Origin of the sequence: Streptomyces sp. NPDC093111 (assembly GCF_040683955.1) — a bacterium.
Classification (GTDB): domain Bacteria; phylum Actinomycetota; class Actinomycetes; order Streptomycetales; family Streptomycetaceae; genus Streptomyces.
In genome coordinates, this window is record NZ_JBFBNW010000003.1 from 242,729 (window position 1) to 264,073 (window position 21,345).

Below are 21,345 nucleotides of genomic sequence, written 5' to 3' on the forward strand. Positions count from 1 at the left end.
ACTATCGCGTGCGGGGGACGCCCCTGACGATCCGTTTTCCCGGTGCGGCCGGGTCCCCGTCTCACCGGCCGACGATGCCCTGGGCCCGCGCCGCGGCGAGCCAGGCGGGGAACTCGGCGACCAGCCGGTCGTACAGCTCCTCGTCCGGGACCCGGCGCGGGTCCTTCCCGGCGTGGAAGAAGCCCGCGTTGTCGACCGGCCGCCGTGCGGGGACGGCCAGCTCGTCGAGCCGGCGCAGGAAGTCGAACTGGCGGCTGTCCGGGTCGCCGAAGCCGACGAACTGCCAGAAGATCGGCAGCCGGGCCGCCTTGCACACGTACCGCTCGGCGGCCGGCTTGTTGATCGGGCCGCCGTCGGTCTGGAAGACGACGAGCGCGGGTGCCGTGCTGCCGCTGTCGAGGTAGTGGTCGATGACCGCGTCCATGGCCAGGTGGTAACTGGTCCTGCCCATGTGTCCGAGGCCCGCGACGATGCGGTCGATCCGGCCCTCGTGGGCGGCGAGTTCGATGTCGGTCTCGCAGTCGATGTCGGTGGAGAAGAAGATCACCGGCACCCGCCCGTCGTCGTCGAGCTGCGCCGAGAGCCCGAGCACCCGGTCGGCGAGGGCCTGGACGCTGCCGTCGGTGTAGTAGGGCCGCATCGAGCCGGAGTGGTCGACGACGAGGTAGACGGCGACCCGCTGCCCTTCGATGCCGTGCCGGCGGACCGATTCGCCCGCCGTCTTGTACAGGCTGACCAGCGCGGGGGCGGTCTCCTCGATCGTGCGCAGGCTCAGTGCCACGGGCGGTTCCTCTCCAGCTCCTCGATGTCCGCGAGCAGGCCGTCGGCCAGGTCCCGCTCGGCGGCGTAGTACCGCTCGGCCCACTTGAGGGTGAGCATCGGGTACGCCCAGGAGGCGTCGGCCCCGGCGTCGGCGGCGTCCGCCTCGGCGCGCAGCCGCATGGTCTCGGCGTGCTCCCGGTGCCCGGCGAGGATCTCGCGGGTCCGCTCGGGTTCGAGGAGGTGCCCGAGCCAGAGGCGCAGCATCGGCCCGTGCTTGAGGACCGGCGGGTCGACGGGGGCCGTGCGGGCCCAGCCGCGGACGGCGGCCAGACCCTCGTCGCTGATGCGGTAGACGCGCTTGTCGCGGGAACCGGACTCGGGGGCGACCAGCCGGGAGGTGGCGTAGCCGGCCTTCTCCAGGCGCTTGAGCTCCGCGTAGATCTGGCTGAAGGACGGGCTCCAGTAGAAGAGGCCGAGCGAGCGGTCGGACCATTTCTTCAGGTCGTAACCGGACAACTCCCGTCCGAAGGAGAGCAGTCCGAGCACGGCCCAGCTGGTCGCGGGCAGTCCCGGCAGCTCGGGCAGCTCCGCCGGCTGGGGCAGCTCCGCCAGCTCCGCCGACTCGGGCAGCTCCGCCGGCTCCGGCGCCTTCTCGTCGTCCACCACGGTGGCGAGTCTACGGTCCTCCGCCCCGCTCCCCCTCGGGATCCCCTCCCCTGCGGCTCCCTTCCCTCCTCCCTCCACGCCTGCTAGAAGTATTTCGATTAGGCATACTGCCGATCCGCTTCGGGAGGAGCTCCCCGTGAAGTTCTCGATGATCTTCGAAGCACAGCTCGTCGACCCCACCCCCGCCCGCGAGCGCCAGGTCATCCACGACTGCGTCGAACAGGCCGTCCACGCCGAGGAGATGGGCTTCGACCGGATCTGGGCGGTCGAGCACCACTCCCTCACCCAGTACGCCCACATGAGCGCGTCCGAGATCTTCCTGACCTGGGTCGCCGCCCGCACCCGCACCATCCGGATCGGCCACGGCGTGGTGACCATGCCCTTCGGCTACCAGCACCCGGTGCGGGTGGCCGAGCGCGCCGCCATGCTCGACGTGCTCTCCGGCGGCCGGGTCGACATCGGCGCCGGTCGTGGCGCGACCCGCCAGGAGACCCGCATGTTCGGTGTGGACCCCGCCGACACCCGGCCGCAGATGGAGGAGGCCCTGCGGATCCTCGCCGCCGCCTGGCGCGAGCCGGAGTTCGAGTGGCACGGCTCCCTCGACATCGGCCCCGGCGCCGTCCTGCCCCGGCCCGTGCAGGGCCCGCACCCGCCGCTCTTCATGGCCTGCTCGCAGCACGACTCCCTCAAGCGGGCCGCCGAACTCGGCATCGGCGCGCTGGTGATGGGCTTCGCGGGCGCCGACGACGTCCGCGCGATGCGCACGGTGTACGACGAGGCCATCGCCGTACGGGACGGCTCGCAGCTGGTGTCCACCGAGGTCAACGACCACTTCTCCGCGCTCTGCCCGACGATCGTCCTGGACGACGCCGCCCGCGCCCTGCGCCTGGGCACCCGCGGCCAGCGCTTCTTCGCCGAGTCCATCGCCCACTGGTACGGCGGCGCCCCCGCGCCCACCGGCTACGCCGAGGACGAGGACCACGCGGGAGCCCTCGAACAGGAGCGGCGGAAGCTGGTCGCCCGGCTGCACGAGGCGAACATCCCGGCCCGGCCGGTCGACACCGGCACCTACCACACGGACCACGCCTACGGGGACGCGGACACCGCCATCGCCTACGTCGAACGGCTGCGGCGGATCGGGGTCGACGAGGTCATGTGCCTGATCCAGATGGGCACCGTGCCGCAGGAGGTCTGCATGGAGACCATCCGGCAGTGGGGCGAGAAGGTCATCCCGCACTTCCGCGCGCTGGAGGCCGCCGCGTGAGCCGTCCTGCTCGCGCGCTGGAGACCGCCGCGTGAGCCGGCCCTGCTCGTGCGCGGGAGGCCGCCCGGGCCCCCCTGTGACACGCGACCCCCTGACCCCGGCCGCCCGCGCCCTGTGCGACGCCCTGTCGGCCGGCTTCCCCCGTCCCGAGGCGGGCGTGGCGGCGCTGCGGGCGGCGGCCCGGGCGCACCTGGGCGTGCTCCCGACGGGTGCCACCGACACGGAGGCGGGCGGTGTCCCGGTGCGGGTGTATCCGGGGGCGGCCGGGCTCGTCGTCGTCTTCGCGCACGGCGGCGGCTGGGTGCTGTGCGACCTGGACACCCACGACCGGCTGTGCCGCGCGCTCGCCTCCCGGACCGGGGCGACCGTCGTCTCGGTCGGCTACCGGCGCGCGCCCGAGCACCGCTTCCCGGCGGCCGAGGACGACGTGCGCACGGCCCTGGAGTGGGCGGCGGCCCGGTACCCGGGGCAGCCGCTGGTCCTGGCCGGCGACTCCAGCGGCGGCAACCTCGCCGCGGCCGTCGCCCTGCGCGCCCGCGACCTCGGCGGGCCCGGGCTCGCCGGGCAGCTCCTGGTCTATCCGGTCCTGGACCACCGGCTGGCGGGGGCGTCGGCGGAGACGTACGCGGAGGGCTTCTTCCACACCACGGCCCACATGCGCTGGTACTGGGAGCAGTACGTGGGCCCCGGCGGCGATCCGGCGCTCGCCTCGCCCGGTCTGGCGCCCGACGTCACCGGGCTCCCGCCGGCCCTGCTGGTCCTCGCCGACTGCGACCCGCTGCGCGACGAGGGCCTCGCCTACGCCCGCCGTCTCTCCGCGGCGGGCGTCCCGGCGCAGGTCCGCGTCCACACGGGGATGTTCCACGGCTTCCTCGGCGGCGCGGGCGTGCTGCCGGAGGCGGACGCGGCACTGGACGGGGCGGCGGACTGGCTGCGGCGGCTGGGCGCCTGAGGGTTTCCGGACGCGCCGCGGCGCCCTACCCAGTCGTCCGGTCGGGGACATTCGGGGGGCGCCGCGCTCAGTTCCGTACGTCGTTGTACGGGACGTTCTCAGGGGGTCCGGTCGATCAGACCGTCAGGGAACGGTCCGTCGGACGGATGGGGGCCGGCAGGGAGCTGGCGCCCGTCAGGTGGCGGTCCACGCCGCGGGCGGCCGAGCGGCCCTCGGCGATGGCCCAGACGATCAGCGACTGGCCACGGCCGGCGTCGCCGGCGACGAACACGCCATCGACGTTGGTGGCGAAGTCCGCGTCACGGGCGATGTTACCCCGCTCGTCGAGGTCCAGACCAAACTGGCCGACCAGGCCGTTCTCCACGTCCGTGCCGGTGAAGCCCATGGCCAGGGTGACCAGCTCGGCGGGGATCTTCCGCTCGGTGCCGGGCTTCTGGGTCAGCTTGCCGTCGACGAACGCGACCTCGACCAGGTGCAGGAAGCGGACGTTGCCGTCCTCGTCGCCCTCGAAGTGGGTGGTGGAGACGGAGTAGACCCGCTCGCCGCCCTCCTCGTGGGCCGAGGTGACCTTGTAGAGCATGGGGAAGGTCGGCCAGGGCTGGCCCGGGTTCCGGTCCTCGCCCGGCCTGGGCATGATCTCCAGCTGGGTCACGGAGGCCGCGCCCTGCCGGTGTGCCGTGCCGACGCAGTCCGCGCCGGTGTCGCCGCCGCCGATGACGACCACGTGCTTGCCCTCGGCGGAGATCGGCGAGGAGACGAAGTCGCCCTCGACGACCTTGTTGGCGAGCGGCAGGTACTCCATCGCCTGGTACACGCCCTTGAGCTCCCGGCCCGGGACGGGCAGGTCGCGGGCGGTGGTGGCGCCGGCGGCGACGACCACCGCGTCGAACCGCTTGCGCAGGTCCGTCGCGGTCAGGTCGCGGCCGATCTCGATGCCGGTGCGGAACTTGGTGCCCTCCGCGCGCATCTGCTCGATGCGGCGGTTGATGTGCCGCTTCTCCATCTTGAACTCGGGGATGCCGTAGCGCAGCAGTCCGCCGATGCGGTCGGCCCGCTCGTACACGACCACGGTGTGGCCGGCCCGGGTCAGCTGCTGGGCGGCGGCGAGACCCGCCGGGCCGGAGCCGATGACCGCGACGGTCTTGCCGGACAGGCGCTCGGGGGCCTGCGGCCGGACGTCGCCGCCGTCCCACGCCTTGTCGATGATGGAGACCTCGACGTTCTTGATGGTCACGGCCGGCTGGTTGATGCCGAGCACGCACGCGGCCTCGCACGGAGCCGGGCACAGGCGGCCGGTGAACTCCGGGAAGTTGTTGGTGGCGTGCAGCCGCTCCGACGCCGCCGACCAGTCCTCGCGGTAGGCGTAGTCGTTCCACTCGGGGATGAGGTTCCCCAGCGGGCAGCCGTTGTGGCAGAACGGGATGCCGCAGTCCATGCAGCGGCCGGCCTGCTTGCTGATGATCGGCAGCAGGGAACCGGGGACGTAGACCTCGTTCCAGTCCTTGACTCGCTCGCCCACCGGCCGGGTCTTGGCGACCTCGCGCCCGGTGGTCAGGAAGCCCTTGGGGTCAGCCATGGGTCGCCGCCTCCATCATCTTCTCGGTGGTCTCGGCCTCGGAGAGACCGGCGAGCTCAGCGGCGTCCTTGGCGGCGAGCACTGCCTTGTACGTGGTGGGGATGATCTTGCTGAACCGGTCCGCGTTCACGGTCCAGTCGGCCAGCAGACGCTCGGCGACGGTCGAGCCCGTCTCCTCGGCGTGGCGGCGCACGACGTCGTGCAGCCACGCCTTGTCGGCGTCCGAGGGGGCCTCGACGGCTCCCAGGTTGCCGGAGTTGACGTTGTCCCGGTCGAGGTCGATCACGTAGGCGACGCCACCGGACATGCCGGCCGCGAAGTTGCGCCCGGTCTCGCCGAGGACGACCGCCGTGCCGCCGGTCATGTACTCGCAGCCGTGGTCGCCCACGCCCTCCGAGACGACCAGCGCGCCGGAGTTGCGGACGCAGAAGCGCTCGCCGGTGCGGCCGCGCAGGAACAGCTCGCCGCCGGTCGCGCCGTACGCGATGGTGTTGCCCGCGATGGTGGAGTACTCGGCCAGGTGGTCGGCGCCGCGGTCCGGGCGGACCACGACCCGGCCGCCGGAGAGGCCCTTGCCGACGTAGTCGTTGGCGTCGCCCTCCAGGCGGAGGGTGACGCCGGCCGGCAGGAAGGCGCCGAAGGACTGGCCGGCGGATCCGGTGAAGGTGATGTCGATGGTGTCGGTGGGCAGGCCCGCGCCACCGAACTTCTTCGTCACCCGGTGGCCGAGCATGGTGCCGACGGTCCGGTTGATGTTGCGGATCGCGACCTGGGCGCGGACCGGCTGGGCGGTCTCGGCGGACTCGGCGTTCAGGGCCTCGGCGGCGAGCTCGATCAGCTCGTTGTCGAGGGCCTTCTCCAGACCGTGGTCCTGCTCGATCAGGGCGTGGCGGACCGCGCCCTCGGCCAGCTCGGGCACGAAGAACAGCGGCTCCAGGTCCAGGCCCTGCGCCTTCCAGTGGGAGACCGCGCGGCTGGTGTCGAGGAGCTCGGCGTGACCGACGGCCTCCTCCAGGGTGCGGAAGCCCAGCTCGGCGAGGAGCTCGCGGACCTCTTCGGCGATGAACTCGAAGAAGTTGACGACGAACTCGGGGCGGCCGGCGAAGCGGTCGCGGAGCACCGGGTTCTGGGTGGCGATGCCGACCGGGCAGGTGTCCAGGTGGCAGACGCGCATCATGACGCAGCCGGAGACCACGAGCGGCGCGGTGGCGAAGCCGAACTCCTCGGCGCCGAGGAGCGCGGCGATGACCACGTCGCGGCCGGTCTTGAGCTGGCCGTCGGTCTGGACGACGATCCGGTCGCGCAGGCCGTTGAGCAGCAGGGTCTGCTGGGTCTCGGCGAGGCCGAGCTCCCAGGGGCCGCCCGCGTGCTTCAGCGAGGTCAGCGGGGAGGCGCCGGTGCCGCCGTCGTGGCCGGAGATCAGCACGACGTCCGCGTGGGCCTTGGACACACCGGCCGCGACCGTGCCGACGCCGACCTCGGAGACCAGCTTCACGTGGATGCGGGCCACCGGGTTGGCGTTCTTGAGGTCGTGGATCAGCTGGGCCAGATCCTCGATGGAGTAGATGTCGTGGTGCGGCGGCGGGGAGATCAGGCCGACGCCCGGGGTGGAGTGCCGGGTCTTGGCGACCCACGGGTAGACCTTGTGGCCGGGCAGCTGGCCGCCCTCGCCGGGCTTGGCGCCCTGGGCCATCTTGATCTGGATGTCGTCCGCGTTGACCAGGTACTCGCTGGTGACGCCGAAGCGGCCGGAGGCGACCTGCTTGATCGCGGAGCGGCGCTCGGGGTCGTAGAGGCGGTCCGGGTCCTCGCCGCCCTCACCGGTGTTGGACTTGCCGCCCAGCTGGTTCATGGCGATGGCGAGGGTCTCGTGGGCCTCGCGCGAGATGGAGCCGTACGACATGGCGCCGGTGGAGAAGCGCTTGACGATCTCGGAGACCGGCTCGACCTCGTCGAGGGGGACCGACGGGCGGTCGGTGCCGAAGCCGAACAGGCCGCGGAGCGTCATGAGGCGCTCGGACTGCTCGTTCACCCGGCCCGTGTACTGCTTGAAGATGTCGTACCGCTTGGAGCGCGTGGCGTGCTGCAGGCGGAAGACGGTCTCCGGGTCGAACAGGTGCGGCTCGCCCTCGCGGCGCCACTGGTACTCGCCGCCGATGTCCAGGGCGCGGTGCGCCGAGGGGATGCCGGTGGCGGGGTACGCCTTGGCGTGGCGGGCGGCGACCTCCTTGGCGACGACGTCGAGACCGGCGCCGCCGATCTTGGTGGCGGTGCCGTTGAAGTACTGCTCGACGAAGGCGGTGTCGAGACCGACGGCCTCGAAGACCTGCGCGCCGCGGTAGGAGGCGACGGTGGAGATGCCCATCTTGGACATGACCTTGAGGACGCCCTTGCCCAGCGCGTAGATCAGGTTGCGGATGGCCTGCTCGGCCTCCAGGCCCTCGATGAAGGTGCCGGCCCGGACCAGGTCCTCGACGGACTCCATGGCCAGGTACGGGTTGACGGCGGCGGCGCCGTAGCCGATGAGGAGGGCCACGTGGTGGACCTCGCGGACGTCGCCGGCCTCGACCAGCAGGCCCACCTCGGTGCGCTGCTTGGTGCGGATGAGGTGGTGGTGGACGGCCGCGGTGAGCAGCAGCGACGGGATCGGCGCGTGCTCGGCGTCGGAGTGCCGGTCGGACAGGACGATCAGGCGGGCGCCGCCCTCGATCGCCGTGTCGGCCTCGGCGCAGATCTCCTCGATGCGGGCGGCCAGGGCGTCGCCGCCGCCGGAGACCCGGTAGAGGCCGGAGAGCGTCGCGGCCTTCATGCCGGGCATGTCGCCGTCGGCGTTGATGTGGATGAGCTTGGCCAGCTCGTCGTTGTCGATCACCGGGAAGGGCAGCGTGACGCTGCGGCAGGACGCGGCGGTCGGGTCGAGCAGGTTGCTGCCGGGGCCGAGCGAGGAGCGCAGCGAGGTGACGAGCTCCTCGCGGATGGCGTCCAGCGGCGGGTTGGTGACCTGCGCGAACAGCTGGGTGAAGTAGTCGAAGAGCAGCCGGGGGCGCGCCGACAGGGCGGCGATGGGCGAGTCGGTGCCCATGGAGCCGATCGGCTCGGCGGCGCTGCGGGCCATCGGGGCGAGGATGACGCGGAGCTCTTCCTCGGTGTAGCCGAAGGTCTGCTGGCGGCGGGTGACCGAGGCGTGGGTGTGCACGATGTGCTCGCGCTCGGGGAGGTCGGAGAGCTCGATCTCGCCGGTCTCCAGCCAGTCCGCGTAGGGCTGCGCGGTGGCGAGGCCGGCCTTGATCTCGTCGTCCTCGATGATGCGGTGCTCGGCGGTGTCGACGAGGAACATCTTGCCGGGCTGCAGGCGGCCCTTGCGGACGACCTTGGCGGGGTCGATGTCGAGGACGCCGACCTCGGAGGAGAGGACGACGAGGCCCTCGTCGGTGACCCAGTAGCGGCCGGGGCGCAGACCGTTGCGGTCGAGGACCGCGCCGACCTGGACGCCGTCGGTGAAGGTGACGCAGGCCGGGCCGTCCCAGGGCTCCATCAGGGTGGAGTGGTACTGGTAGAAGGCGCGCCGGGCCGGGTCCATGGAGTCGTGGTTCTCCCACGCCTCGGGGACCATCATCAGGACCGCGTGCGGGAGGGAGCGGCCGCCGAGGTGGAGCAGCTCCAGGACCTCGTCGAAGGAGGCGGAGTCGGAGGCGTCCGGCGTACAGACCGGGAAGATCCGCTCGATGCCGCGGCCGTCGGCTCCGGTGCCGAAGACGTCGCCGGCCAGCTGGGCCTCGCGGGCGGTCATCCAGTTGCGGTTGCCCTTGACCGTGTTGATCTCGCCGTTGTGCGCGACGAAGCGGTACGGGTGGGCGAGCGGCCAGCTCGGGAACGTGTTGGTGGAGAACCGGGAGTGGACCAGGGCCACGGCGGTGGCGCAGCGGCGGTCCGACAGGTCCGGGAAGAAGGGCTCCAGCTGGCCGGTGGTCAGCATGCCCTTGTAGACGATCGTGCGGGCGGAGAGCGACGGGAAGTAGGTCCCGGCCTCGCGCTCGGCGCGCTTGCGCAGCACGAAGGCCTTGCGGTCGAGCGCGATGCCCGTGCTGGTGCCGTCGGCCACGAAGAGCTGGCGGAAGACCGGCATGGTGGAGCGGGCGGAGGCGCCGAGCAGCTCGGGGGCGACGGGGACCTCGCGCCAGCCGAGGACGTTCAGCCCTTCCTCGGACGCGATCGTCTCGATCCGCGAGACGGCCTGTGCGGAGCCGTCGGCGGGGAGGAAGGCGATGCCGACGGCGTACGCGCCGGCCTCGGGAAGCTCGCATCCGGCCACCTCGCGCAGGAACGCGTCGGGGACCTGGAGGAGGATTCCGGCGCCGTCCCCGGAGTCGGGCTCGGAGCCGGTGGCGCCGCGGTGCTCGAGGTTGCGCAGTACGGTCAGCGCCTGCTCGACCAGCGCATGGCTGGCTACACCGGTGAGGGTGGCCACGAACCCGACACCACAGGCATCGTGTTCGTTACGGGGGTCGTACATCCCCTGCGGGGCGGGGCGACCGTCCATGGGCGACCAGGCGTCGGAACGCATCGGCTCTCCCGTCGTCGTCGTGGCATATGCAACAGCCGAGGGACGACGTTGGCCCTCCGCGAAATTTCGTGCAGGTTACATGATGGCTGGCTTCTCGGAAAGTGGATAGCTCATTCCAGCATGCGGACACCGCGCGTGTGAGCGGTGGCAATGATCCAGCTGTGGGACACGGGAACTGAAGGGCTCCCATGGCTCCCATGGGGGGACGGATCGAGAGGTCCGGGGGGCTGTCTCCGGGGTCTTCCGCGACCCGTCACAGAGCGGGCCTCATTGCCCGCGGCGCTTACGCCTCATGCCCGGTGGTCAGGCTTTCGAAACCGCCGGGTAACCGGCTAGTTATGTGGCGCTGCGCATAGTGTCTCACCGCGGCGGTGGATCCGCTCCGGGATATACGTCACAGAGACAGGGGCCGTCCGTCGTGTCTTCGGACATGCGGAAGGCCCCCGGTCCAGGGACCGGGGGCCTTCGCGACGCGGGCGGGGCGGGCGGGGCCGCGCGGGGAGGCGGGCGGGGCGCCCGGGGCCGCGCGGGGCCCGCCTTACAGGGCGGCGCCGAAGAGCATGCCGAGGCCGTACGTGAGGGCGGCGGCGGCACCGCCGAGGACGAGCTGGCGCAGGCCGCTGAACCACCAGCTGCGGGCGGTCACCCGGGCGACCAGGGCGCCGCAGGCGAAGAGCCCGAGGAGCGCGAGCAGCAGGGCCGGCCACAGCGTGGTCGCGCCGAGCAGGAACGGCAGCACGGGCAGCAGCGCGCCGAGCGCGAACGAGCCGAACGACGACACCGCGGCGACCATCGGCGACGGCAGGTCGTCGGGGTCGATGCCCAGCTCCTCGCGGGCGTGGATCTCCAGCGCCTGCTCCGGGTCCCGGGACAGCTGCATGGCGACCTCGCGGGCGAGCGCGGGCTCGACGCCACGGGAGACGTAGAGCGCGGCCAGCTCCTCCATCTCGTCGACCGGGTGCTTGCGCAGCTGGCGGCGCTCCACGTCCAGCTCGGCCTGGACCAGCTCGCGCTGCGAGGCGACCGAGGTGTACTCGCCGGCGGCCATGGAGAAGGCGCCGGCCGCGAGACCGGCGAGGCCGGTGATCACGACGGTCTGCGTGGAGACGGCGCCGCCGACGACACCGGTCATGAGGGCGAGGTTGGAGACGAGTCCGTCCATCGCGCCGAAGACCGCCGGGCGCAGCCAGCCGCCGTTGACGTCACGGTGGGTGTGGTTGTCGCGGTGGGCCTCGTGGAGCGGTGCGACGGCTTCGATGATGGACATGCTTCTCCCCTGTCTTTCCAGCGGGTTCGGCACGCCCGCCCCCTTCGACAGCATCGAAAATACGCCCGATGTAAGGGGCCCGCCAGCAAGGCAGGCCGTACTTACTAAGGCTCGCATTACTGAGGCAAGCCTGCCTGACCTGCTGTCACCCGGGTGACAGAAACGTTTCCTTGGAGGATCGGACCCCCTCGCGTGGCAGGCATTCGGGCGAGCGCGAAAGGGGAGCGAAGATGATCGGCGAGACGGTGTGTGACATCCGGGAGCGCGCGAGGGGCGCCCTGCTCGGACTCGCGGTGGGCGACGCGCTCGGCGCGCCCGCCGAGAATCTGCGCCCCTCGGAGATCCGGCGCCGGTGGGGCCGGATCGAGGGCTTCCTGACGGACCGTCCGGCGGGCACGGACGACACCGAGTACGCCATCTTCTCCGGCCTGCTGCTCGCCCGGCACGGCTCGGCGCTGACCGTCGCCCACGTCGAACGGGCCTGGCACCACTGGATCGCCGACCTCGACGAGGGCCCGTTCCGCGGCGCCGGCTTCTCCGAGCGCGGCACCCTGGAGAACCTGCGCCGGGGCCTGGCCGCCCCCATCTCCGCCCAGCACCGGCACGCCTGGAGCGACGGTCTCGCCATGCGGGCGGCGCCCTTCGGGGTCTTCGCGGCGGGCCGCCCCGCCGAGGCGGCCCGGCTGGTCGCCATCGACGGGAGCGTCAGCCACGAGGGCGAGGGCATCTACGGCGGCCAGGCGGTCGCCGCGGGCGTCGCGGCGGCGATGGCCGGCGCCTCGGTCACCTCGGTGATCGCGGCGGCCCTGTCGGTCGTCCCGATGGACTCCTGGACGGCCCGCTCGATGCGCCGCGCGGTGGTCGCGGCCCAGCGCGTCCAGCCCGACCCGCTGACCCGCGAACGCACGGTCCGCTCGGCGGTCGTCATCGGCGGCTACCCCTGGACGGACCTGGCCCCCGAGGCCGTCGCCCTCGCCTTCGGCGCCTTCGCCGCCGCCCGCGGCGACTTCCGCACGGCGGTCCTGACCGCCGTCAACATGGGCCGCGACGCCGACACGACGGCGGCCGTGGCGGGCGCCCTGGCCGGCGCGTCGGGCGGCCTCGCCGCCATCCCGGAGGAGTGGTCCACCGCCATCACCCCGGTCACCGGCAGCTGCCTGCCGTCGATGCGGGGCTACCACGTGCTGGACATCGCGGACCTGCTGACACCGGAGCCGGAGGAGAACGCATGAGCCCTGTGGGCAATCGTTCCGCAGGGCGGAACGGGTGGGCACAGCCCACCACCGCGGACACCGCCCCCCGCACTCAACGCGCGCCGGTCCTAGGCACCGGCACCCCCAAACCCCCCGCCCACCCAAGGGCGACCCGCGACACGATCGAAGGCCTCCTCCTGGGCCTCGCCGCAGGCGACGCCGCAGGCTGGCCCGCCGCCCGGCACCGGGCCGCCCGCATGCCCGAGTGGACCCGCCGTCTCACCCGCGAACTCGACACCTTCGCCGAACAGAACGCGACGACCACCCTCCCCGTCCCCATCGCCCTCAACCAGCCCCCGGAGCCCCTCCGCCTCGGGCCCTCGGACGACGCCGAGTGGGCGGTGTTCACCGCCGAGGCCCTGCTCGCCTCCGCGGGCCCGCTCTTCCACGCACTGCCCCCCGAGCGCCGGCTGCGGGCCGCCGTCGACATGGCCTGGAACGCGCTCGCCAGTCAGGTCGCCGCCGCCGCGGCCCGCGCCCCCGAGGTCGAGTCGGCCGTCCTCCCCCTCCGCGCCCGGATCTCCGTCCGGGCCGGTCTCGGCAACCTCGCCGCCGGTCTCCGGCCGCCCGCCACCGGCCACGACAACCCGCACTACTTCGACGACGCGGCCTGCGTACGGGCCGCCGTACTGGCCCTGGTGCACCCCGGCGACCCGGCCGCCGCCGCCGAACTCGCCGAGTTCGACGCCCGGTACACGCAGGACGGCGACGGCGTGCACGGCGCCCGGGCGATGGCCGCGGCCACGGCGGCGGCCATCGGCGGGGCCTCGCCCGACGAGGCCGTGGCGGCGGCCCTGGCGCAGCTGCCGCCGGCCACCGAGATCGGGCGCAACGGCCGGTACGCCGTCGAGCTGGCCCGCGCCGCCGCCTCCGCGTTCGAGCTCGTGCCGCTCCTGGAGCACCGGATCGTCGACCACGTGTACAGCTACGGCATCGCCGCCGCCGAGACGGTGCCGGTCGCCCTCGCGCTGACCGTCGCCGCGCGCGGCGAGATCGCCGTCGCCGTACCGGCCGCGGCCTGTCTGTCGCGGGTCGCCGACTCGGCACCCGCGCTCGTGGGCGCGCTCACCGGCGCGCTGGGCGGCGGCGGTTCGGTCCCGGGAACCTGGCGGGCGGCCTGCCGGACGCTCGCGGGCTGCGCGCTGCCCCGGCTCGCGGGCACCGACCTGGTGGAACTCGCCGGTCTCCTCGGAGCCACGGAACCGGCCGACCCGGGTGGACAATTCCGACATGACACCCACTCTGGATGACCGGATCACCGGCAGCCTCATCGGTGCCGCCGTCGGCGACGCCCTCGGCGGCCCCGTCGAGGGCTACACGCCCGCCCAGATCCTGGAACGCCACGGCGGTCGCGTCACCGGCATCGTCGGCCCGTGGAACGGCGAGGACTGGCGCACGGCGCGGCCCCTCGCGCCGTACCACAAGGGCGACGGGCACGTCACCGACGACACCTTGATGACGCACGCCCTGATCAGGGTGTACGAGCGGGTCCGCGACCACCTCGACGCGTACGCGGTCGCCGAGCACCTGGTCCCCGAACTCATGGGCCGCCCCGTGTGGATCCCCGAACTGGAGGCGGAGGCCCTCCCCCTCAAGCGGGTGTTCCTCGCCGAGAAGTGGATCGTGACCCGGCTCCACTACGCCCACGCCGACCCGCGCGAGGCCGGCACCGGCAACATCGTCAACTGCGGCGCGGCGATGTACATGGCCCCGGTCGGCCTGGTGAACGCGGCGAACCCGGCGGGCGCCTACGCCGAGGCGCTCGACCTGGCGGGCGCCCACCAGTCCTCGTACGGCCGGGAGGCGGCCGGCGTCCTCGCCGCGGCGGTCGCCGCGGCCTGCGTCCCGGGCGCCACCCCGCGCTCGGTCGTCGACGCGACGCTGGCGCTCGCCAAGGACGGCACCCGCGCCGCGATCCAGGCCGTCACCGAAGTCGCCGAGGAGCACCGGGACTTCGAGTCCGCGCTGGATCCGCTGCGCCGCGCCGTCGCCCCGTACGACTCCGTCGGCCCGGACTACCGCGCGCCCTCCCTCGACGCCCGCCGCCCCTCCCGCGTCCACGCGATCGAGGAACTGCCCGTCGCCCTCGGCATGCTGCTCGTCGGCGCGGGCGACTACCGGCGTACGGTCCTGGGCGCGGTCAACTACGGCCGGGACTGCGACTCGATCGCCACGATGGCGGGCGCGATCAGCGGCGCGCTGGGCGGCGAGTCGGTGATCCCCGCGGAGTGGGCGAAGCGGGTCGCGGAGGCCAGCCGTCTCGACCTGCACGCCCCGGCGACCGCCCTCGCCGCGGTCTCCCGCGAGATCCACGGCCGCGACACCGCCCGCCGCCGCGCCCACGAGTCGGCCTACGCGGCCCTGACGGGCCGGGCCCGATGACGACCGCCGAAGCCGGGGCACCGGCCGGGACCCGGACGCCCGGCGGCCCGGCCCCGGAGGCCGTCGCCCCGCTGCGGCTGACCTGGGTGCAGCCCGAGGACCTGGTCGGACACGAGCTGCGGCAGGCCGCGGAGGACGGGCGCGACGCCGCCGGACTCGCCGCCCGCTGGTACGCGGCCGGCGGCCCCCCGGCCCCGCCGGCCGCCGGGGCGTCCCCGCTCCCCCGCCCGGAACTCCGCCCCCTGGCCGAGGAGATCCTGGACGCCCTGGCCGCGCTCCCCTCCCCCCTGGCCACCCGCGAACCGACCACCCTCGCCGCCATCATGGCGGCCTGCCCCGACTGGCCGGACGGACCGCACGAACCCCACCGGCCGGACTCGCCGCACGGAGCCCACCGGCCGGACTGGCCGCATGGACCCCACCGGCCGGACCGACCGGACCAACCGCACGGACCCCACCAGCCCGACCGACCGGACCGACCGGGCGCCGGCGCGGGCCGGTCCGCCGAGGGGCCCCGCCCGGCGCCGCCGTCCCGCGCGGCCGACGGCGCCCTCCTTCCCCGGCTGCACGCCGCCTGGCTCGGTCGGGCCGTCGGGTGTCTGCTCGGCAAGCCCGTGGAGAAGGTGCCGCTGGACGGGATCCGGGCGCTCGCCCGCGCCGCCGGCAACTGGCCGCTCGCCGGCTGGTTCACCGCCCGTGGCGTGCCCGCCGCGCTGCTCGCCGCGCATCCCTGGAACCGGCGCTCCGCCGCCACCTCGCTCGCCGAGAACATCGCCGGGATGCCCGAGGACGACGACCTGAACTACCCGCTCCTGGCCCTGCTCCTGCTCCGCCGTCACGGCCGGGACTTCGGCACCGCCGACGTCGCCCGGCTCTGGCTCGACGAGCTGCCGGCCGGCCGTACGTTCACGGCCGAGCGGATCGCCTACCGCAATCTGCTCGACGGCGTCGAACCCCCGCTCACCGCCTCCCGCCGCAACCCGTTCCGGGAGTGGATCGGCGCCCAGATCCGCGCCGACGTCCACGGCTGGACCCACCCCGGGGACCCGGCCGCCGCCGCCCGCCAGGCCCACCGGGACGCGGTGCTCACCCACACCGGCAACGGCGTGTACGGCGCCCTGTTCGTCGCCGCCACCCTCGCGACCGCCGCCACCGGCACCGCCGACGTGCACGAGGCGCTGGCCTCCGGACTGGCCGTCGTACCGCCGGAGTCACGGCTGGCCGAGGCGGTCCGGTACGGCGTCACCGCCGCACGCGGCGCCCGGACGCCCCACGCCTTCGACGCGGTCGTGGACCGGCTCCACGCCCGGTACGGCGGGTATCACTGGGTGCATGCCGTCCCGAACGCCGCGCTGCTCGCCGCCGCCCTCACCCACGCCGACGGCGACTTCACGCGCTCCGTCTGCGCGGCCGTCTCCGGCGGCTGGGACACCGACTCGAACGGCGCCACGGCCGGCTCCGTCGCCGGTCTGCTCGCGGGCCGCCCGGACCGGCTCCCCGCACACTGGACCTCCCCTTTGGACAACCGCCTCTCCACCTCGGTGCCGTCCTTCGACGGCATCGGCTTCGACGCCCTGGCCGCACTGACCCATTCGGAGGCCGTACGCCCATGACCAGCATCGTCGTGCTCGGCAGCACGAACATGGACCTCGTGGCCTATGTGCCCAGGGCCCCCGCCCGCGGCGAGACCGTGACCGGCCGCGAGTTCCGCACCATCCCCGGCGGCAAGGGCGCCAACCAGGCCGTAGCCGCCGCCCGCGCCGGTGCCGAGGTGTCGATGATCGGCGCGGTCGGCGCCGACGACTTCGGCACCCGGCTCCGGTCCGCGCTCGACCACAGCGGCGTCGACACCGACCTGCTGCGCACCGTCGAGGGCCCCTCAGGCACCGCGCACATCGTCGTCGACGACGAGGGCGGCAACGCGATCGTCGTCGTCCCCGGCGCCAACGGCACCGTCACCTCCCTCAGCCACGGCGACGAGGCCCTGATCGGCACCGCCGACGCCCTGCTCCTCCAGCTCGAACTCCCCCTCCCGGTCGTCGTCGAGGGCGCCCGCACCGCCCGCGGCCTCGGGGTGCGCACCGTCCTCACGCCCGCCCCCGCCCGAGCCCTGCCCGCCGAACTCCTCGCCGCCACGGACCTGTTGGTGCCCAACGAGCACGAGGCCGCCGCCCTCACCGGTCACACCGAGCCGCACGCCGCCGCGCAGGCCCTGCTGCGCTTCGTCCCGGAGGTGGTGATCACCCTCGGCGCCACCGGCTGCCTGTACGCCGCGCGCGGCGCCGAGCCGGTCACCGTGCCCGCGCCCCGCGTCCGGGCCGTGGACACCACCGCGGCGGGCGACACCTTCGTCGGCGCGCTGGCCGTCGCCCTCACCGAGGGGCGGCCCGCACCGGAGGCGCTCGCGTGGGCCTCGGCCGCCGCCGCGCTCTCCGTCCAGCGCCCCGGCGCGTCCACCTCGATGCCGTACCGCTCCGAGATCGAGGCGGCGGCCGGCGCACCGGAGGCCGACCGCGCATGACCGCCACCGACCCGCCCGCCTCCACCGTCCCCGCCCCTCCGCTGCGCGGGCTGCGCGTCCTCGACCTCGCCACCCTCTTCGCCGGCCCGCTCGCCGCGATGATGCTCGGCGACTTCGGCGCCGACGTGGTCAAGATCGAGCACCCCCGCCGGCCCGACCCCTCGCGCGGCCACGGCCCGGCGAAGGACGGGGTCGGTCTGTGGTGGAAGGTCCTCGGCCGCAACAAGCGGACGATGACCCTCGACCTGTCCACCCCCGGCGGCCGTGACACCCTGCTGCGGCTCGCCGCCGACGCCGACGTGATCGTGGAGAACTTCCGCCCCGGCACCCTGGAACGCTGGGACCTCGGCTGGGAGGAGCTGTCCGCCGCCAATCCGCGCCTGGTGCTCGCCCGGGTCACCGGCTTCGGCCAGTTCGGCCCGTACGCGCACCGGCCCGGCTTCGGGACCCTCGCCGAGGCCATGAGCGGCTTCGCCGCGATCACCGGCGAACCCGACGGCCCGCCGACCCTGCCGCCCTTCGGCCTCGCCGACTCGATCGCCGCCCTCGCCACCGCGTACGCGGTGATGACGGCGCTCACCGCCAGGACCACCACCGGCCGCGGCCAGGTCGTCGACATGGCCATCATCGAACCGATGCTCTCCGTCATCGGACCCCACCCCCTCTGGTACGACCAGCTCGGTTACGTCCAGCCCCGCACCGGCAACCGCTCCCGCAACAACGCCCCGCGCAACACCTATCGGACCGCCGACGGCTCCTGGGTCGCCGTCTCCACCTCCGCCCAGTCGATCGCCGAACGCGTGCTCCGGCTGGTCGGCCGCCCGGAGCTGGTCGAAGAGCCCTGGTTCGCGGACGGCGCCGGGCGGGCCGCGCACACCGAGCTCCTCGACGAGGCCGTCGGCTCCTGGATCGCCCGCCACACCCGCGACGAGGCGATGGCCGCGTTCGAGAAGGCGGAGGCCGCCATCGCCCCGGTCTACGACGTCCGGGACGTGCTCGCCGACCCCCAGTTCCAGGCGCTCGGCACCGTCACCGAGGTCCCGGACCCCGAGCTCGGCCCGCTCCGCATGCAGAACGTCCTCTTCCGGCTCTCCGAGACCCCCGGCGGAATCCGCTGGGCCGGCCGCCACCACGGCGCCGACACCACCGAGCTCCTCACCGAGCTGGGCCTCACCGACGCCGAGATCGCCGCCCTGCGCGAGGAGGGCGCCGTATGACGGGCCCCGCCGGGCCCCCTGGTCTCGCCGCCCCGCCCGTCCCCCTCACCTGGCTCTACGCCCCCGGCGACCGCCCGACCGTGGTCCGCAAGGCCCTCGACTCCGGGGCCGACGTCGTCATCGTCGACCTGGAGGACGCGGTGGCCCCGGACCGCAGGGCCTACGCCCTGGCCGCCACCGCCGAACTGCTCGCCGAACCCCACCCCGTACCGATCCACGTCCGTGTCCACGCCCCCCGTGACATTCCCGCACTGGCACCCCTCCCCGGCATCGTCGCTCTCCGTGTTCCCAAGGTGACACACCCCACTGACATCGGGCGGATCGTCGAGCTCGCCCAGGGCCTCCCGCTGTACCCGCTCCTGGAGAACGCGCTGGCCGTGGAGCACGCGTACGCCATCGCCGCCGCCCACCCGTCGGTCCACGGCATCGCCCTCGGCGAGGCGGACCTGCGCGTCGATCTGGGCGTACGGGAGGACAGCGGCCTCGACTGGTCGCGCGGCCGCGTCGTGGTCGCCGCCCGCGCCGCCGCGCTGCCGCCCCCCATCCAGTCGGTGCATCCGGACGTCCGCGACCTGAACGCGCTCGCCGCGAGCTGCGCGCGGGGCCGCGCCATGGGCTTCCTCGGCAGGGCCGCGATCCACCCCCGCCAGCTCCCCGTCATCGCCCGGGCCTACCTCCCCACGCCCGGCGAGGTCGCCGCGGCCGAGGAGGTCGTGAAGGCGGCGGAGGCCGAGGAGGGGGCGCTCGCCCTCCCCGACGGGCGCTTCGTGGACGCGGCGGTGGTCGAGGGCGCCCGCCGCGTCCTCACCCTCGCGGCCCGTACGGCCTGAGGGGCGGGGCGCCGGGGACGCGGAAGGGCCGTCGGGACCGGATGGTCCCGACGGCCCTTCGCCGTGTCGGTCGGCCGCATCGGTGGGCCGGGTCAGTGGGCCGGGTCAGCGCCCGCCCGCGCCGGCGCCGTTGTCCGCGCCGTCCTTGGCGGCGGCGTCCTCGGCCGGGGCGTCCGAAGGCTCGTCCTTCGCCGCCTTCGCCGGCGCGTCGTCCGGGCCGGGGTCGCCGTCGGCGGCCTTGTCGTCGCCGTCCGCCTTCTCACCCGCGACGTCGTCGGACTTCTCGTCCTTCTCGGTCTTCTCGCCCTTCTCGGGCTTGTTCGCCTTCGGCTCCACGATCTCCTCGCGGCCCGGGCGGATCCTCGCCGAGATGACGATGTAGACGACCGCGAGGACGAAGACGATGATCGCCGTCCACACGTTCAGCCGCAGGCCGAGGATGTGGTGGGCCTCGTCGACGCGCAGGTACTCGGTCCACACGCGGCCCGCGCAGTACGCCGCGACGTACAGCGCGAAGGCGCGGCCGTGGCCCAGCTTGAAGCGGCGGTCCGCCCAGATGACCAGGAGCGCGACACCGACGCACCACAGCGACTCGTAGAGGAAGGTCGGGTGGTAGAGGCCGGCCTCGCGGTTGGGGCCCGCGGTGATCTTCAGCGCCCAGGGCAGGTCGGTCGGCTTGCCGTAGAGCTCCTGGTTGAACCAGTTGCCCCAGCGGCCGATGGCCTGGGCGAGGGCGATGCCGGGCGCGATCGCGTCCGCGTACGCCGGGAGCGGGATGCCGCGGCGGCGGCAGCCGATCCAGGCGCCGACGGCACCGAGGGCGATGGCGCCCCAGATACCGAGGCCGCCCTCCCAGATCTTGAAGGCGTCTACCCAGTTCTCACCCTCGCTGAAGTACAGCTGGTAGTCGGTGATCACGTGGTAGAGCCGGCCGCCGACGAGGCCGAAGGGCACGGCCCAGACGGCGATGTCGGCGACGGTGCCGGCGGTGCCGCCCCGGGCGATCCAGCGCTTGTTGCCGAGCCAGACGGCGACGAAGACACCGATGATGATGCAGAAGGCATAGCCGCGCAGCGGGATCGGTCCGAGGTGGATCACGCCGGTCGACGGGCTGGGAATGTAGGCAAGGTCCATGGCAGGTCCGACGCTACCTTGCCGGGCGGGCCCTGCGGCAGCCTGCCCGGCAACTTCTCCGTAACTACCGTGACGGACGAGGTCAGCGGGCGGCGGATCCGGCGGCCGGGGAGGCCGTGCCGGCCTTCTTGCCCTTGTTGGCCTCGGCGACCCACTTCTTCAGGTTCTCCGCGGAGATCTGCTCGTTCCCCTTCTGCGGGAAGATCGACTCCCCGTTGAGCAGGACGGACGGCGTACCGGTGAACTCGCTGGCCTTGAAGGCGTCGTTCGACTTCTTCACCCAGGCGTCGTGCGTGCCGTCCTGGACGCAGCTGCGGAAGGCGGGGGTGTCGAGACCGGGGACCTTCGCGGCGAGCTCGATGAGCTTGTCGTTCTTCGCGTAGGCGTCGTCGGTCTCCTGCGGCTGGTTGATGTAGAGCACGTCGTGGTACTGCGTGAACTTCCCGGCGTCCTGGGCGCAGGCCGCCGCGTTGGCGGCGCGCAGGGAGCCGCTGCCGCCCATGTTCCCGTCGATGAGGGTGGCGAGGTGGTACTCGGCCTTGACGGCGCCGGACGCCTCCAGCTCGTGGACGGTGTCCCGGAAGAAGTTCTCGAACTGCGCGCAGGCCGGGCAGCGGAAGTCCTCCCAGATCGCGAGCGTGGACGGGGCGTCCGGCCTGCCCTGGGGGATGGCGGGCTTGTCGCCGCCGATGGCTCCGGTGGGGGCGACCACGGGGCCGGCCTTGTCGGAGCTGTCCTTGCCGCCGCTGTTGGCGGCGATCACTCCGACGACCGCGGCCAGGCCGAGGACGCCGACGACCGCGGCCGACACGATGAGGACGCGCCGCTGCTTCTCGCGGGCCTTGTCGCGCTGCCGCTGCTGCTGGAGGCGCTCCCGCGCGCTCTGGGTACCGCCATTGTTCTTCTCGCTCACGCCCACAGCAACGAACCGGGGAGGCACCACCGTGCCTCCCCGGT

16 protein-coding genes are annotated in these 21,345 nt (G+C 73.7%); 9 read left to right on the forward strand and 7 right to left on the reverse strand.

The window, feature by feature from the left end:
• Positions 1 to 61 precede the first annotated feature (61 nt).
• On the reverse strand, positions 62 to 781 hold the full coding sequence (locus tag AB0Q96_RS05915) for a VWA domain-containing protein (protein WP_365322072.1): 720 nt from the start codon (positions 779 to 781) through the stop codon (positions 62 to 64).
• Positions 772 to 1,338: a PadR family transcriptional regulator gene (locus AB0Q96_RS05920; RefSeq protein WP_365322488.1), complete on the reverse strand. Its 567-nt coding sequence runs from the start codon at positions 1,336 to 1,338 to the stop codon at positions 772 to 774. The genes AB0Q96_RS05915 and AB0Q96_RS05920 overlap by 10 nt, the downstream gene beginning before the upstream one ends.
• A gap of 226 nt (positions 1,339 to 1,564) precedes the next feature.
• On the opposite strand from AB0Q96_RS05920, the gene AB0Q96_RS05925 reads away from it, so the two are divergent.
• Both AB0Q96_RS05925 and AB0Q96_RS05930 read left to right on the forward strand, forming a co-directional pair.
• A complete protein-coding gene (locus AB0Q96_RS05925) occupies positions 1,565 to 2,692 on the forward strand; it encodes an LLM class flavin-dependent oxidoreductase (protein ID WP_365322074.1) in 1,128 nt (375 codons plus the stop codon).
• Positions 2,693 to 2,768: 76 nt separating this feature from the next.
• Positions 2,769 to 3,644, forward strand: a complete 876-nt coding sequence (locus AB0Q96_RS05930) for an alpha/beta hydrolase (protein WP_365322076.1) — start codon at positions 2,769 to 2,771, stop codon at positions 3,642 to 3,644.
• A gap of 115 nt (positions 3,645 to 3,759) precedes the next feature.
• Here AB0Q96_RS05930 and AB0Q96_RS05935 read toward each other — a convergent pair whose 3' ends face one another.
• From AB0Q96_RS05935 to AB0Q96_RS05945, 3 genes are all read right to left on the reverse strand, one after another.
• Complete coding sequence (locus AB0Q96_RS05935; protein WP_365322078.1) at positions 3,760 to 5,220, reverse strand: glutamate synthase subunit beta; 1,461 nt, start codon at positions 5,218 to 5,220, stop codon at positions 3,760 to 3,762.
• Positions 5,213 to 9,784 (reverse strand): glutamate synthase large subunit, encoded by a 4,572-nt coding sequence (gene gltB, locus AB0Q96_RS05940; RefSeq protein WP_365322080.1) that lies wholly within the window; start codon positions 9,782 to 9,784, stop codon positions 5,213 to 5,215. The genes AB0Q96_RS05935 and gltB overlap by 8 nt, the downstream gene beginning before the upstream one ends.
• A 538-nt stretch (positions 9,785 to 10,322) precedes the next feature.
• Positions 10,323 to 11,051, reverse strand: a complete 729-nt coding sequence (locus tag AB0Q96_RS05945; protein WP_365322082.1) for a VIT1/CCC1 transporter family protein — start codon at positions 11,049 to 11,051, stop codon at positions 10,323 to 10,325.
• Between the two features lie 230 nt (positions 11,052 to 11,281).
• On the opposite strand from AB0Q96_RS05945, the gene AB0Q96_RS05950 reads away from it, so the two are divergent.
• From AB0Q96_RS05950 to AB0Q96_RS05980, 7 genes are read left to right on the forward strand one after another with little or no spacing between them, the layout of a single operon-like run.
• The gene (locus AB0Q96_RS05950) at positions 11,282 to 12,283 is read left to right on the forward strand and encodes an ADP-ribosylglycohydrolase family protein (protein ID WP_365322084.1); all 1,002 of its coding nucleotides are present in this window, start codon (positions 11,282 to 11,284) and stop codon (positions 12,281 to 12,283) included.
• Positions 12,280 to 13,554 carry an ADP-ribosylglycohydrolase family protein gene (locus tag AB0Q96_RS05955; protein WP_365322086.1) on the forward strand — a complete coding sequence of 425 codons (1,275 nt, stop codon included), beginning with the start codon at positions 12,280 to 12,282 and terminating at the stop codon, positions 13,552 to 13,554. Before AB0Q96_RS05950 ends, AB0Q96_RS05955 begins: the two co-directional genes overlap by 4 nt.
• A complete protein-coding gene (locus tag AB0Q96_RS05960) occupies positions 13,535 to 14,686 on the forward strand; it encodes an ADP-ribosylglycohydrolase family protein (RefSeq protein WP_365322088.1) in 1,152 nt (383 codons plus the stop codon). Before AB0Q96_RS05955 ends, AB0Q96_RS05960 begins: the two co-directional genes overlap by 20 nt.
• The gene (locus AB0Q96_RS05965) at positions 14,683 to 16,299 is read left to right on the forward strand and encodes an ADP-ribosylglycohydrolase family protein (protein ID WP_365322090.1); all 1,617 of its coding nucleotides are present in this window, start codon (positions 14,683 to 14,685) and stop codon (positions 16,297 to 16,299) included. The genes AB0Q96_RS05960 and AB0Q96_RS05965 overlap by 4 nt, the downstream gene beginning before the upstream one ends.
• Positions 16,296 to 17,207: a ribokinase gene (gene rbsK / locus AB0Q96_RS05970; RefSeq protein ID WP_365322091.1), complete on the forward strand. Its 912-nt coding sequence runs from the start codon at positions 16,296 to 16,298 to the stop codon at positions 17,205 to 17,207. Before AB0Q96_RS05965 ends, rbsK begins: the two co-directional genes overlap by 4 nt.
• Positions 17,204 to 18,424, forward strand: a complete 1,221-nt coding sequence (locus tag AB0Q96_RS05975) for a CoA transferase (protein WP_365322093.1) — start codon at positions 17,204 to 17,206, stop codon at positions 18,422 to 18,424. Before rbsK ends, AB0Q96_RS05975 begins: the two co-directional genes overlap by 4 nt.
• Complete coding sequence (locus AB0Q96_RS05980; RefSeq protein ID WP_365322095.1) at positions 18,421 to 19,254, forward strand: aldolase/citrate lyase family protein; 834 nt, start codon at positions 18,421 to 18,423, stop codon at positions 19,252 to 19,254. Before AB0Q96_RS05975 ends, AB0Q96_RS05980 begins: the two co-directional genes overlap by 4 nt.
• A 105-nt stretch (positions 19,255 to 19,359) precedes the next feature.
• Here AB0Q96_RS05980 and lgt read toward each other — a convergent pair whose 3' ends face one another.
• A complete protein-coding gene (gene lgt / locus AB0Q96_RS05985) occupies positions 19,360 to 20,388 on the reverse strand; it encodes a prolipoprotein diacylglyceryl transferase (protein ID WP_365322097.1) in 1,029 nt (342 codons plus the stop codon).
• Positions 20,389 to 20,470: 82 nt separating this feature from the next.
• A complete protein-coding gene (locus AB0Q96_RS05990; RefSeq protein ID WP_365322099.1) occupies positions 20,471 to 21,301 on the reverse strand; it encodes a thioredoxin domain-containing protein in 831 nt (276 codons plus the stop codon).
• Positions 21,302 to 21,345 lie beyond the last annotated feature (44 nt).

Bases quoted from the DNA above. Each gene is read 5' to 3' on its own strand.
- AB0Q96_RS05980 (WP_365322095.1), top strand. From the start codon at position 18,421: ATGACGGGCCCCGCCGGGCCCCCTGGTCTCGCCGCCCCGCCCGTCCCC.
- AB0Q96_RS05960 (WP_365322088.1), top strand. From the start codon at position 13,535: ATGACACCCACTCTGGATGACCGGATCACCGGCAGCCTCATCGGTGCC.
- AB0Q96_RS05975 (WP_365322093.1), top strand. From the start codon at position 17,204: ATGACCGCCACCGACCCGCCCGCCTCCACCGTCCCCGCCCCTCCGCTG.
- AB0Q96_RS05955 (WP_365322086.1), top strand. From the start codon at position 12,280: ATGAGCCCTGTGGGCAATCGTTCCGCAGGGCGGAACGGGTGGGCACAG.
- AB0Q96_RS05945 (WP_365322082.1), bottom strand. From the start codon at position 11,051: ATGTCCATCATCGAAGCCGTCGCACCGCTCCACGAGGCCCACCGCGAC.
- rbsK (WP_365322091.1), top strand. From the start codon at position 16,296: ATGACCAGCATCGTCGTGCTCGGCAGCACGAACATGGACCTCGTGGCC.
- AB0Q96_RS05950 (WP_365322084.1), top strand. From the start codon at position 11,282: ATGATCGGCGAGACGGTGTGTGACATCCGGGAGCGCGCGAGGGGCGCC.
- lgt (WP_365322097.1), bottom strand. From the start codon at position 20,388: ATGGACCTTGCCTACATTCCCAGCCCGTCGACCGGCGTGATCCACCTC.
- AB0Q96_RS05965 (WP_365322090.1), top strand. From the start codon at position 14,683: ATGACGACCGCCGAAGCCGGGGCACCGGCCGGGACCCGGACGCCCGGC.
- AB0Q96_RS05935 (WP_365322078.1), bottom strand. From the start codon at position 5,220: ATGGCTGACCCCAAGGGCTTCCTGACCACCGGGCGCGAGGTCGCCAAG.
- gltB (WP_365322080.1), bottom strand. From the start codon at position 9,784: ATGCGTTCCGACGCCTGGTCGCCCATGGACGGTCGCCCCGCCCCGCAG.